This is a genomic window from Bradyrhizobium sp. 41S5 (assembly GCF_011516665.3).
In the GTDB taxonomy this organism is placed as follows: Bacteria; Pseudomonadota; Alphaproteobacteria; order Rhizobiales; family Xanthobacteraceae; genus Bradyrhizobium; species Bradyrhizobium quebecense.
Genome location: NZ_CP083721.1, coordinates 1964173 through 1976197 on the forward strand (window position 1 = coordinate 1964173; position 12025 = coordinate 1976197).

Sequence of the window (12025 nt, forward strand, 5' to 3'; positions counted from 1 at the left end):
ATGACCCAGACCAGCAACCGGTTTTTCGATGAGATCGGCCGTCTGATGAACGACGCCGCGGGCGCAGCCCAGGGCGTCAAGCGTGAGGTCGACACGGTCATGCGCAACCAGGCCGAACGGATCCTGCGCGACCTCGATGTGGTCAAGCGCGAGGAATTCGACGCGGTCAAGGACATGGCCCGCCTGGCGCGCGAGGAGAACGAGGCGCTGAAGGCGAGGATCGCCGCGTTGGAAGCCAAGCTCGGCGTAGGCGGCGCGACCTGATTCTTTACCCTCCCCTGGAGGGGGAGGGTCGGCTCACAATTGAGCGCAGCGAAATTTGAGCCGGGGTGGGGTGAAGGTCCCTCCACCGGAGTTCTGCTCGTATTGAGAGATCACCCCACCCGGCCCGCATTCCGCTTCGCTGCATGCGGTCCGACCCGCCCCCTCCAGGGGAGGGTGGGAAAGGGAGGGTGAGAAAAATCCCTTCATTTCCTTGTCATTTCGGCCCTTTGGGGCTAAAAGCCCGCCACGTCCGCGGCCCCCGCACCCCTGGAGGCTTGCTGTGGACCTGAGCATGGGCCGCGCTGCGGCCTTTAACTTTTTAAATACAAGGACTTAACGCTATGGCGACCGTCAAGGAATTGAAGGCGACCGCGCGTCCGAAGAGCGGCAAGGGGGCCGCCCGGGCAGAGCGTCGCGCCGGGAGAGTTCCCGGAGTGATCTACGGAGACAACCAGCCCCCCGTCACCATCTCGGTCGACGATCGTGAACTGCGCCAGCGTATTCTGGCGGGCCGGTTCCTGACCACAATCTATGACATCGACCTCGAGGGCAAGAAGCACCGCGTGATTCCGCGCGACTTCCACCTCGACCCGGTGAAGGACTTCCCGCTCCATGTCGACTTCATGCGGCTCGGCGAAGGCGCGACCATCCGCGTCAGCGTGCCGCTGCACGTCGTGAACGCGGAAACCGCCCCGGGCATCAAGCGCGGCGGCACCGTGAACATCGTCACCCACGCGCTCGACCTCGAGTGCGCGGTCGACAACATTCCGCAATACATCGAAGTCGACGTCGGCAGCCTCGAGATCAGCTACTCGCTGCATCTTTCCGAGGTCACGCTGCCCAAGGGCGTGAAGTCGCTGACCCGCGAGGACGCGACGCTGGTCACCATCGTGCCGCCGTCCGGCTACGCCGAAGAGCAGAAGGCCGCAGCTGCGGCGGCTGCTGGTGGCGCTGCTCCGGCCGCGGGTGCTGCAGCTCCGGCCGCGGCTCCGGCTGCGGGTGCTGCGGCTCCGGCCGCGGGTGCCAAGGCTCCGGCCGGCGGTGGCGACAAGAAGAAGTAATCGATCAGGTCGGCGCGCGATCGTCTGATGGCGCGCCGACGTGGGATGCCGCGCCATGCGCCTTTTTGTCGGTCTCGGTAATCCTGGCGCGAAATACGCCAGCAACCGGCACAATATCGGTTTTCTGGCGGTCGACGAGATTGCACGGCGTCATGGTTTCGCACCATGGCGCCGTCGCTTTCAGGGCGAGACCTCCGAAGGCGCGGTCGATCGTGAGAAGGTCGTGCTGTTGAAGCCGACCACTTACATGAACGAGTCCGGGCGCGCGGTGCAGGAAGCGGCGAACTTCTTCAAGCTCGCCCCCGCCGACATCACCGTGTTCCAGGACGAGCTCGAACTGCCGCCCGCCAAGGTGCGGGTCAAGATCGGCGGCGGGATCGCCGGTCATAACGGCCTGCGCTCGATCTCCGCGCATATCGGCAACGAATATCGGCGGGTGCGGCTCGGGATCGGTCATCCCGGCGTCAAGGAGCTCGTGCACAGCCACGTGCTGTCGGACTTCGCCAAGAGCGACCGGGCGTGGGTGGAGGCCTTGTGCCAGGCCGTCGCCGACAATGCCGGCCTGCTGGCTGCGGGGCACGACGCCTCGTTCGCCAACAAGGTGCATCTGACGATGCAGGCCAAGGGATTTCTCGACACGAAAGACGAGGGCACGAAGTAGATCCTCGTCGTCGCCGGGCTCGACCCGGCGATCCATTTTTCCAGGTGGGATGGATACGCGGGTCGGGCCCGCGTATGACGACCTAAGTCAATTCAACCGTGCAGCGTGAGCGCGCGAGAGATCGGGACAAACATGGGATTCAAATGCGGGATCGTCGGGCTGCCTAACGTCGGCAAGTCGACGCTGTTCAATGCACTGACCGAGACGGCGGCCGCCCAGGCGGCGAACTATCCGTTCTGCACCATCGAGCCGAATGTCGGTGAGGTGGCGGTGCCCGATCCGCGGCTGGAGAAGCTCGCAGCGGTCGCGAAATCCGCCCAGATCATCCCGACCCGGCTGACCTTCGTCGATATCGCAGGCCTGGTGCGCGGCGCGTCGCAGGGCGAAGGCCTCGGCAACCAGTTTCTCGCCAACATCCGCGAGGTCGACGCGATCGCCCATGTGGTGCGCTGCTTCGAGGACTCCGACATCACCCACGTCGAAGGCAAGATCGCGCCGCTCGCCGACATCGAGACCATCGAGACCGAGCTGATGCTGTCCGACCTCGACAGCCTCGAGAAGCGCGTCGACAATTTGTCGAAAAAGGCCAAGGGCAACGACAAGGAGGCCAAGGAGCAGCTCGAGCTCGTCAACCGCGCGCTGGTACTGCTGCGCGACGGCAAGCCGGCGCGTGCGCTCGAGCGCAAGCCTGAGGAGGAGCGCGCATTCCGCATGCTCGGGCTCCTGACCTCGAAGCCCGTGCTCTACGTCTGCAACGTCGAGGAAGGCTCGGCCAAGGACGGCAACAATTTCTCCAAGGCGGTGTTCGAGCAAGCCGAGAAGGAAGGCGCGGTCGCGGTGGTGATCTCGGCCAAGATCGAATCCGAGATCGCGACGCTGTCGCGCGCCGAGCGCGCCGAGTTCCTGGAAACGCTGGGCCTTGAAGAGGCCGGGCTCGATCGGCTGATCCGCGCCGGCTACCGGCTGCTCGACCTCATCACCTATTTCACGGTCGGCCCGAAGGAAGCGCGCGCCTGGACGATCGACCGCGGCACCAAGGCGCCTGCCGCCGCCGGCGTGATCCATACCGATTTCGAGAAGGGCTTCATCCGCGCCGAGACGATCGCGTATGAGGACTACATCGCCGGCAACGGCGAAGCCGGCGCACGCGACGCCGGCAAGCTGCGGCTCGAAGGCAAGGACTACGTCGTCGCCGACGGCGACGTCATGCACTTCAGGTTCAACACCTGATTGACCTTGCTAGCCGAGTGTAACAGCGACGGCCTACTGAGTCCGCTTTCTCCCCACGTCGTCCCGGGCAAGCGAAGCGCGACCCGGGACCCATAACCACCGGCCGTGGTTATGAAGCACGCTGGGGCTCCAGCTCGCACGAGCAACTACTCCCTGTGGTCGGGTCCCGGCTTTCGCCGGGGCGACACCGAATGTGGGGCTCCGCTCCCGACTCCGTTGGAAGCGGCGAGGTCAAGCGCCCGTAGCGCAAGTCGCGTCTCACCGGTCCGCGCGGCCGATCACATCCATCAGCTCGGCGATCTTGCGACGCTGGTCGGCCTTGTCGCCGGACGAGATCGCATGCTCGACGCAATGGGCGACATGATCGCGCAGGACCTCTTCCTCGACGCGGCGCAGCGCCGCACGCGCGGCCGCGATCTGCGTCACCACGTCGATGCAATAGCGGTCTTCCTCGACCATGGCGGCCAACCCGCGGATCTGACCCTCGATCCGTTTGAGCCGTTTTAAACAGGATGTCTTGACCTCGTCTCTCATAAGTCTCATATACCCCCCTAGGGTATATAAATCAAGAGGCCGGGATAGCGGCCGGGAAGAGTCTCGTGGCACACGCTGAGCACGACCATTTGCACGCGGATCATCACCATCATGGCGCAGCCGCGCATTCCTGCTGCGGCGGCAAGCATGATCACGACGCCGTGCCGGCGGAAGCAGCGTTCGCGATCGATCCGGTCTGCGGCATGAAGGTCAACCCGGCGACCGCCAAGCACCGCTTCAGCTACCAGGGCGAGGAATATCTGTTCTGCAGCGGCCGCTGCCGCGAGCGCTTCGAGGCCGAGCCGGACAAGTACCTCAAGCCGCACGCGCCCGAGCCGCCGATGCCGGCCGGCACGATCTACACCTGCCCGATGCATCCCGAGGTGCGCCAGGTCGGTCCCGGCAGTTGCCCGATCTGCGGCATGGCGCTCGAGCCGGAGCAGATCTCGCTCGACGACGGACCCGATCCCGAATTGATCGACATGGTCAGGCGGTTCTGGATCGCGCTGGCGCTGACGCTGCCTGTGTTCGTGCTCGAGATGGGCAGCCACCTCGGGCTGATGCATCTGGTGCCCCAGCACTGGTCGAACTGGATCTCGTTCGTGCTGGCGACGCCGGTCGTGCTGTGGGCCGGCGCGCCGTTCTTCGTGCGCGGCTGGCAGTCGGTGGTCACGCGCAATCTCAACATGTTCACGCTGATCGCCATGGGCGTCGGCGTCGCCTATCTCTACAGCGTGGTCGCGACGCTGGCGCCGCAGCTGTTCCCGCCGGCCTTCCGCGACATGCATGGTGCGGTCGCGGTGTATTTCGAGGCGGCGGCCGTGATCACGGTGCTGGTGCTGCTCGGCCAGGTGCTGGAATTGCGCGCCCGCGCGCAGACCTCGGGCGCGATCCGCGCGTTGCTCGGTCTCGCACCCAAGACCGCGCGGCGTATCACCGATCACGGCGACGAGGACATCGACATCGACGCGATCAAGGTCGGCGACCGCCTGCGTGTGCGCCCTGGCGAGAAGGTGCCGGTCGACGGCGTCGTCATCGAGGGCAGCGCCGTCATCGATGAATCCATGGTCACGGGCGAGTCGATGCCGGTCGCGAAGGCGGAGGGCGAGAGGGTGATCGGCGGCACCGTCAACCGGAGCGGTGGCCTCGTGATGCGTGCCGACAAGGTCGGTCGGGACACCGTGCTGGCGCGGATCGTCGACATGGTGGCGAAGGCGCAGCGCTCGCGCGCGCCGATCCAGCGGCTCGCCGACCGCGTCGCCGGCTGGTTCGTGCCGGCAGTGATCGCGGCTGCCGCGCTCGCCTTCATCGCCTGGACGGTGTTCGGTCCGGAGCCGCGCCTGACCTTTGCGCTGGTCGCCGCGGTGACGGTGCTGATCATTGCCTGTCCCTGCGCACTGGGGCTGGCAACGCCGATGTCGATCATGGTCGGCGTCGGCCGCGGCGCGCATTCCGGCATCCTGATCCGCGACGCGCAGGCGCTGGAGCGGATGGAAGCGATCGACACGCTGGTCATCGACAAGACCGGCACGCTCACCGAGGGCAAGCCGAAGCTCGTGCGCATCATCGCGGCCGAAGGGTTCGACGAAAGCGATCTGCTGCGCCTTGCCGCCAGTGTCGAGCAGGGCAGCGAGCATCCGCTGGCGCAGGCGATCATCGCGTCCGCGAGGGAGCGCAAGCTGGCATCGGCGGCCGTTAGCAATTTTGCCTCGCCTTCCGGCAAGGGCGCGACCGGAGCGGTCGAGGGCAGGCAGGTTGCGCTCGGTAACGCGATGCTGATGGCCGAACAGAAGATCGCGACGTCAACGCTGGATCAGGCCGCCGAGGCCGCGCGCCGCGATGGCGCGACGGCGATCTTTGTCGCGGTCGATGGCCGCGCCGCGGGCGTGATCGCGATCGCCGATCCGGTCAAGCCGTCGGCGGCCAGTGCGCTGCAGGCGCTGCGCGCCGAGGGCTTGCGTATCGTGATGCTGACCGGCGACAATGAGACCACCGCGCGCGCGGTGGCGAAGACGCTTGGCATCGACGAGGTCGAGGCCGGCGTGCTGCCGGAGCGCAAGAGCGAGGTCGTGCAGCGGCTGCGCGGCGAGGGCCGCACCGTCGTGATGGCGGGTGACGGCGTCAACGACGCGCCGGCGCTCGCCGCAGCCGATGTCGGGATCGCGATGGGCGGCGGCACCGATGTCGCGATCGAGAGCGCCGGCATCACGCTGCTTACCGGCGACCTGATGGGCCTCGTCCGGGCGCGGCGCCTGTCGGTCGCAACCATGCGCAACATCCGCCAGAACCTGGCGTTCGCCTTCGTCTACAACGCCGCCGGCGTGCCGATCGCGGCCGGCGTGCTGTACCCGCTGTTCGGCATCCTGCTGTCGCCGATGGTCGGCGCTGCCGCGATGGCGCTGTCCTCGGTCAGCGTGATCGGCAACGCGCTGCGGCTGTCGAGGGTGAAGCTGGATTTGAGCTGACCTTACCTCGCCCCGCGTTTGCGGGGAGAGGTCGGCGCGTAGCGCCGGGTGAGGGATCTTCACGAGTCCACCTCTCACCGTTTGTGCGGAAGCAGCCCCTCGCCCCAGCCCTCTAAAGCGCGATGAGATCAGGTTGAATCGTCATCGCGCTTTAGCTCTTTGTTTGAGCATGATCTTTTCGGAAAACCGCTTCGCACTTTTCCGGATCATGCTTTAAGAGCAAGCTTCGCTTGTCTCGACCCCGCAAGAGCGGGGCGAGGGAGCAGAGCGTGGCCGCGGCCTTCACGCCGGCAGCAGAAGTTGTGCGCGCCGCTCCATCTCGGCATCGAGCCAGGTTGCGAGATCCTCGCTCACCTCGACCATCGGCAGCCGCACCTCGGGGCTGTCGATCAGCCCTTGCCGCCACAGCCAGTGCTTGGCCGGCGCGGGGCTCGGTTCCGTGAACAGCAGCCGGGTCAGGCCGACGACGCTCTGCCAGGCGGCCAGTGCCGCGTCGCGCTTGCCTTGCTTCAGCAGCGTGCGGATCGAAGCGAAGGTGTTGGTTTCCAGATGCGCGGAGAGCAGGATCGCGCCGTCGGCGCCGTCCGCAAGCGCATCGAATGTCTGCGCGTCCTCGCCGGTCAGCACGCGGAAGCCGGCGGGCCGGCGGTTGAGGAAGTCGATCGACTGCGCACGGTCGGCGCAGCAATCCTTCATGCCGGCGATGTTGGGATGTTCCGCGAGCGCCAACAGCGTCTCATTGGTCAGGTTCACCGCCGTGCGATAGGGAATGTTGTAGAGCACGACCGGCCACGACGCGTGATCGGCCAGCGCGTTGAAGTGCTGCACCAGCCCGCGTTGCGAGGGTCTGATATAATACGGGCTCGCAATCAGGTAGCCGTTGATCGGCCAGTCGGCCGTATCATCCAGCGCATCCTTCATTCTGGCCGTGGAGGCGCCGGAGAGTCCGAGGCAGACCGGCAAATGGCGGGAGTTGGCACTGAGCTCGTCGAGCACGACGCTGACCAGTCCCTCCTGCTCATCGGTGCTGAGCGCCATGCCTTCACCGGAGGTTGCACCGAGGATGAAACCGTCGACGGGGCCGCCGGCATAATGCTGCACGAGGCGGCGCAGCGAGGTGACGTCGAGTTCGCCGTCGCGGAACGGCGTGATCAGGGGCAGCCAGAGGCCCTGCAATTGCTGGTGTAGCTCAGTCATGTTCCATCTCCTAAGGGGGCAAAGCCGGAGACGGGACCAACAAAAAACCCCGTCCAGGCGGCGGGGTTTCGGGATCGGTTGAATGCGAAGGTGATCTTATCGCGCGCGATCTCGTGTCCCCGGGAGGGGAGCTTTTTTCGACGACAGAACGGCGCACGAAGTCGTGATCATTAGATGATGATGCTGCACTGCGAGGTTGTTGTCAATCCACATGCTGACCGGGGCGTGCGGCACGTTCGAGCATGACATCAAGGCGAAAGACATGGAGGTGAAAGACATGGAGGTGAAAGACATGGAGATGAAAGACATGGAGATGAAAGACATGGAGATGAAAGACATGGAGATGAAAAAAAGCCGGGCTCGAGTGAGCCCGGCTTAAGGTATTGGCCACGTGAGGCCGACACAATCACCTTCCAAGAGGGATTACTGAACTTCCGCGCCACTGGAGGAGGGGGACATATGCGCGACGCGACCGCTCAGCGTATACGCACTATGATCCCCATCGACGCCCTGCAGCAACTATCCAGGTCGCATGTCAGTCATGCGGAGATTCAGGGGGCCGCTTGGGGCAGCGCGGAAAGCCTATAAACCAGCCCTATAAGAGCAGCTTAATCAGGACGGCCAGCGCTGCGCCTTGCTCACCACGAAGTCGCGGAACACCTGCACCCGGGCCACCGTTTTCAGCTCTTCCGGATAGACGAAGTAGGTGTCGAGTGCGATCGAGTCGGACTCGCCGAACAGCTGCACGAGGTTGTTCTGTTCGACCAGATAGTCCGGCAACGCGGCGATGCCGAGGCCCTGCTGGCAGGCGCGCACCAGGCCAAGGATGTTGTTGACCTTGAAGTAGGGTTCGCGCGGACCGGAGCCGTTGCGGCCGGCATCGATCAGCCAGCTGCGGTTCTGCAGATGCGGCGGCACTTGCGAGTCGCCGAGCATGATGATGCGGTGCGAGTCGAGATCATCAAGCGTCCGCGGCGTGCCGAAGCGCTTGATGTATTCTGGCGAGCAATAGGCATGGAAGCCGATCGAGAACAGCTTGCGCTGGATCAGGTCCGGCTGGGTCGGCTTGCGGGTGCGGATCGCGACGTCGGCCTCGCGCATCGACAGGTCGAGGTCCTCGTCGGTGACGATCAGCGAGATCCGGATGTCCGGATAGAGCGCGACGAACTCGTCGAGCCGCGGGATCAGCCAGTTGATGCCGAGCGCCGGCGGCGTCGTGATCTTGAGATCGCCGCTCGGCCGCTCGCGGCTGTCGGTGAGCTTTGCGCGCGCCGCCTGCAGCTGCATGAACACGTCATGCGCGGTGCGGAACAGCAGGTCGCCCTGCTCGGTGAGGATCAGGCCGCGGGCATGGCGGTGAAACAGCGACACCGAGAGCTCCTGCTCCAGTGCGCTGACCTGGCGGGAGACCGCCGATTGCGACAGGCCGAGCTGCTCGCCGGCATGCGTGAAGCTGCCCGCTTCCGCCGCAGCGTGAAAGACCTTCAGCTTGTCCCAATCCATATCCGTAAATCCGTCGCGAGATCTTGCCATGATTATTCCGCCGCTGCGCGATCGCTCGCGCGAAGAGCAATGAAGCGTTCGGCCTCGAGCGCTGCCATGCAGCCGAGGCCGGCGGCGGTGACCGCCTGCCGAAAGGTTTCATCCGCCACGTCGCCGGCGGCGAACAGGCCGGGCACCGAGGTCGCCGTGGAGTTCGGCGCCACCTCGACATAGCCCGACGTTTTCAGCTTGATCTGGCCTTTGACGAGCTCCGTCGCCGGCGCATGGCCGATCGCGACGAAGACGCCGTCGGTCTTGAGGTCGGTCAGCGCGCCGGTCTTGACGTTCTTCAGCCGCACATGGGTGACCTTGTTCGGGTTCTCCGATCCGCAGATCTCGTCGACCGCTGAGTCCCACACGACCTTGATCTTGGGATGCTTGAATAGCCGCTCCTGCAGGATGCGCTCGGCGCGGAAGTGATCGCGGCGATGCACGATGGTGACCTGCGAGGCATGATTCGTCAGGTACAGCGCTTCCTCGACCGCAGTGTTGCCGCCGCCGACCACCACGACTTCCTTGCCGCGGTAGAAGAAGCCGTCGCAGGTCGCGCAGGCCGACACGCCCCCGCCCTGGAATTTCTCTTCCGAGGGCAGCCCGAGCCAGCGCGCCTGGGCACCGGTGGCGAGGATGACCGTCTCGGCGAGATAGACGTCGCCGGAATCGCAGGTCAGACGGAACGGGCGTTGGCCGAGCTCCAGCTTGTTGACGAGATCGGTGACGATCTTGGTGCCGACATGGGCCGCCTGCTTCTCCATCTGCTCCATCAGCCAGGGGCCCTGGATCACATCGGCGAAGCCTGGATAGTTCTCGACGTCGGTGGTGATGGTGAGCTGCCCGCCCGGCTGAATGCCCTGGATCAGGATCGGTTCGAGCATCGCGCGCGCCGCGTAGATCGCTGCGGTGTAACCGGCGGGGCCGGACCCGATGATGACGACCTTGGCATGGGTAGGCGCGGGCATTGTGAGATCCCTCTGTTTTTGGGGATTTTGATCAAGGACTTGTGCGGGAAGCGCCCCGGAAACGCGTCACGGCGGCGCCAAAAGTGTCAAATCCAAGTCTAGGATATCTGGGAAGCTATGCAAGATTTGCAATCCATGGCAGCGATTTTTCCCCGGAACTGAAGTCACATTCGCGAAATCGTGCGCTGCACGCGCAATAAAATTGCGCAATGCAGTCCGCCTGCGCTATGAGAGTTGCAGGCAGACCTGCCAAGCCTTCCAAACTCTGAGGGAACCCAAGTCGCGTGTCGAAGAACCTTGACGAGATCGACCTCAAAATCCTCGCCGAGATCCAGGCCGATGGCCGAATCACCAATGTGGAACTCGCCAAACGCGTCGGGATCTCGCCACCGCCCTGCCTGCGCAGGGTCCGGGCGCTGGAAGAGGAGGGCTACATCCAGGGCTACCGCGGCCTGCTCGATCCGCGCCGCCTCGGATACGACGTCACGGTGTTCGCCTCGGTGCATCTGTCGAGCCAGGCCGACGCCGATCTCCGCGCCTTCGAGAATTTCGTGCGCGCCGAGCCGTTGGTGCGGGAATGCTGGATGCTGTCGGGCGAAGTCGATTTCATCCTCAAATGCGTCGCGCCCGACATGGCGACCTTCCAGGATTTCGTCACCCACCTGACGGCCGCGCCGCATGTGCGCAACGTCAGGACGTCGCTGGTGCTGCACAATTCGAAATATGAGGCCGCGGTGCCGCTGGATCTCAAGGCTGCCGGATAGCGCGCGGCGGTGCGTCATTTCGGGCGATGCGCCGGCATCGAACCGGGGTGCGCAACTATGCGTCTGACGTCTGGTGCCAACGCGCCATGTTTGAGCATGGCGAAGGATCTTCTCAGCAACCTCGGGCTGTCATCACCGAACCGTTTGCCTCGAATAGTCCAACAGCCCCGGACGGTGAAGTCGCGACGTTGAACGCGAGCGGGCCGCAAGTAATCATGCAATAGTCGTAAACCGAGCGCTGATCGTTTCCCATTAGAAACTGATAGTGAATTTGCATGAAGTTGAATCGATGACGTCTGAAGCGGACCGGATCGATCATTGAATGTATTTGGACGCGCCGAATCTTCGGGTGCTCTCCTGAATAGTCTCGACTGGTGCGTTTCAGCGTGACGGGATCGAAGCGATAGAAGCTGATTGCGTCATCTCGTGCCTGGTACTCGACCCAGTCGATGGCAGACGTTCCGGCCACAAGTTGTGCCGCTTCCCGTATCTGGCCGCCCATCGGATGCAATGAGAATTTGGGAATCGTGGCGCCCACTGTGAGAATGCATAGCTTCGGTCCGTGCGTTGCAAGCAGAGGATCCAGCTTCAGCGCGCGCGCGACAGCCGCTATCGAGAGCGCGGCGCCAAGGGAGTGGCCAACAATCAGAATTTCATCAACATCTGCGGCCCGAGCTGTTCTCAGTATCAAGGCCGCAAAATCGCCGAGGCGCTTATCAAGCTCGCCTTTTTGCCCGTAAAGAAACTGGTAGGAGAAAATGGCATCATCAAGGATGTGGTTTATCCGACGCTTGGGTCCAATCCAGAGCATCGAGCTGATGAAGATGGCAAGCGATAGAAAAATACCAAGCAGCAATTGTTCAACCCAGAATGTAGCGGGTATGAGCCTGACAAGCAGATATGACAGCCCGACGCCGCAGCATGCAATCAACAGCAAACAGCAATATGGAAAGACAAAGAAGAGAGCATATTTCCAGCTTGCGACCGCATATCTGAATAGTGTTCCGGTAAGGATGAAGTTGAATAGCGCTTTCAGGGATTGAACGAGGCGAGGCACCAGCCTAACTTCCGAATCGCGCCGGATGAGATCGTCCCAGCGCAGCATCTCGAAGGTGGTGTCGGTTTTCCAGTTTGGTCCCCATGCTTCCAGGTCGCATGAAGCATTGATTGCAGATGTGTTCGAGATTTCCGCCAGCCGTGAAGAGGCGCCCCAAACCTTTTCGAAGCTCGACAGCGAGCGGCGCAAGCGTTCGACCTGCTGTTCTGGGGTGATTGGATCGTAACCGCCAATGTGGAAGACGTGCCGTCGTCGAATCATCTAGCAACTCGAATCGTTATGGACATTGGT

The 12025-nt window shown here is 63.8% G+C and carries 12 protein-coding genes; 7 read left to right on the top strand and 5 right to left on the bottom strand.

Translation table 11 applies throughout. The features are described 5' to 3' along the window. The 4 genes from HAP47_RS09280 to ychF all read left to right on the top strand — a co-directional run bounded on the left by HAP47_RS09280 (window position 1) and on the right by ychF (window position 3216). Window positions 1–264 (top strand): accessory factor UbiK family protein, encoded by a 264-nt coding sequence (locus HAP47_RS09280; protein ID WP_173640580.1) that lies wholly within the window; start codon window positions 1–3, stop codon window positions 262–264. Window positions 265–605: 341 nt separating this feature from the next. Further along, complete coding sequence (locus tag HAP47_RS09285; RefSeq protein ID WP_173638511.1) at window positions 606–1325, top strand: 50S ribosomal protein L25/general stress protein Ctc; 720 nt, start codon at window positions 606–608, stop codon at window positions 1323–1325. A gap of 55 nt (window positions 1326–1380) precedes the next feature. Then, on the top strand, window positions 1381–1986 hold the full coding sequence (gene pth, locus HAP47_RS09290; protein WP_173638510.1) for an aminoacyl-tRNA hydrolase: 606 nt from the start codon (window positions 1381–1383) through the stop codon (window positions 1984–1986). Between the two features lie 132 nt (window positions 1987–2118). Continuing rightward, a complete protein-coding gene (gene ychF, locus HAP47_RS09295) occupies window positions 2119–3216 on the top strand; it encodes a redox-regulated ATPase YchF (RefSeq protein ID WP_173638509.1) in 1098 nt (365 codons plus the stop codon). Window positions 3217–3474: 258 nt separating this feature from the next. Here the strand turns inward: ychF and HAP47_RS09300 are convergent, their stop codons facing one another. Beyond that, a complete protein-coding gene (locus HAP47_RS09300; RefSeq protein WP_092124125.1) occupies window positions 3475–3750 on the bottom strand; it encodes a metal-sensitive transcriptional regulator in 276 nt (91 codons plus the stop codon). 65 nt (window positions 3751–3815) lie between these two features. Here HAP47_RS09300 and HAP47_RS09305 point away from each other — a divergent pair, with 65 nt between their 5' ends. After that, on the top strand, window positions 3816–6215 hold the full coding sequence (locus tag HAP47_RS09305) for a heavy metal translocating P-type ATPase (RefSeq protein WP_173638508.1): 2400 nt from the start codon (window positions 3816–3818) through the stop codon (window positions 6213–6215). Window positions 6216–6497: 282 nt separating this feature from the next. Here HAP47_RS09305 and dapA read toward each other — a convergent pair whose 3' ends face one another. Next, the gene (gene dapA, locus HAP47_RS09310; protein WP_173638507.1) at window positions 6498–7412 is read right to left on the bottom strand and encodes a 4-hydroxy-tetrahydrodipicolinate synthase; all 915 of its coding nucleotides are present in this window, start codon (window positions 7410–7412) and stop codon (window positions 6498–6500) included. Between the two features lie 211 nt (window positions 7413–7623). Here dapA and HAP47_RS09315 point away from each other — a divergent pair, with 211 nt between their 5' ends. Then, complete coding sequence (locus tag HAP47_RS09315; RefSeq protein WP_173638506.1) at window positions 7624–7791, top strand: hypothetical protein; 168 nt, start codon at window positions 7624–7626, stop codon at window positions 7789–7791. 233 nt (window positions 7792–8024) lie between these two features. Here HAP47_RS09315 and HAP47_RS09320 read toward each other — a convergent pair whose 3' ends face one another. Both HAP47_RS09320 and trxB read right to left on the bottom strand, forming a co-directional pair. Continuing rightward, window positions 8025–8945 (bottom strand): LysR family transcriptional regulator, encoded by a 921-nt coding sequence (locus HAP47_RS09320; RefSeq protein ID WP_029081982.1) that lies wholly within the window; start codon window positions 8943–8945, stop codon window positions 8025–8027. Window positions 8946–8947: 2 nt separating this feature from the next. Beyond that, window positions 8948–9913 (bottom strand): thioredoxin-disulfide reductase, encoded by a 966-nt coding sequence (trxB, locus tag HAP47_RS09325; RefSeq protein ID WP_173638505.1) that lies wholly within the window; start codon window positions 9911–9913, stop codon window positions 8948–8950. 284 nt (window positions 9914–10197) lie between these two features. On the opposite strand from trxB, the gene HAP47_RS09330 reads away from it, so the two are divergent. Continuing rightward, window positions 10198–10677 carry an Lrp/AsnC family transcriptional regulator gene (locus HAP47_RS09330; RefSeq protein WP_092124130.1) on the top strand — a complete coding sequence of 160 codons (480 nt, stop codon included), beginning with the start codon at window positions 10198–10200 and terminating at the stop codon, window positions 10675–10677. A gap of 112 nt (window positions 10678–10789) precedes the next feature. On the opposite strand, the gene HAP47_RS09335 is transcribed toward HAP47_RS09330, so the two are convergent. Then, entirely contained in the window at window positions 10790–11995 is a 1206-nt protein-coding gene (locus tag HAP47_RS09335; RefSeq protein WP_173638504.1) for an alpha/beta hydrolase, read from the bottom strand. Between the last annotated feature and the right edge of the window lie 30 nt (window positions 11996–12025).

Coding starts and splice junctions, on each gene's coding strand:
- HAP47_RS09280 (WP_173640580.1), top strand. CDS start 1: ATGACCCAGACCAGCAACCGGTTTTTCGATGAGATCGGCCGTCTGATG.
- HAP47_RS09285 (WP_173638511.1), top strand. CDS start 606: ATGGCGACCGTCAAGGAATTGAAGGCGACCGCGCGTCCGAAGAGCGGC.
- pth (WP_173638510.1), top strand. CDS start 1,381: ATGCGCCTTTTTGTCGGTCTCGGTAATCCTGGCGCGAAATACGCCAGC.
- ychF (WP_173638509.1), top strand. CDS start 2,119: ATGGGATTCAAATGCGGGATCGTCGGGCTGCCTAACGTCGGCAAGTCG.
- HAP47_RS09300 (WP_092124125.1), bottom strand. CDS start 3,750: ATGAGAGACGAGGTCAAGACATCCTGTTTAAAACGGCTCAAACGGATC.
- dapA (WP_173638507.1), bottom strand. CDS start 7,412: ATGACTGAGCTACACCAGCAATTGCAGGGCCTCTGGCTGCCCCTGATC.
- HAP47_RS09315 (WP_173638506.1), top strand. CDS start 7,624: ATGCTGACCGGGGCGTGCGGCACGTTCGAGCATGACATCAAGGCGAAA.
- HAP47_RS09320 (WP_029081982.1), bottom strand. CDS start 8,945: ATGGCAAGATCTCGCGACGGATTTACGGATATGGATTGGGACAAGCTG.
- trxB (WP_173638505.1), bottom strand. CDS start 9,913: ATGCCCGCGCCTACCCATGCCAAGGTCGTCATCATCGGGTCCGGCCCC.
- HAP47_RS09335 (WP_173638504.1), bottom strand. CDS start 11,995: ATGATTCGACGACGGCACGTCTTCCACATTGGCGGTTACGATCCAATC.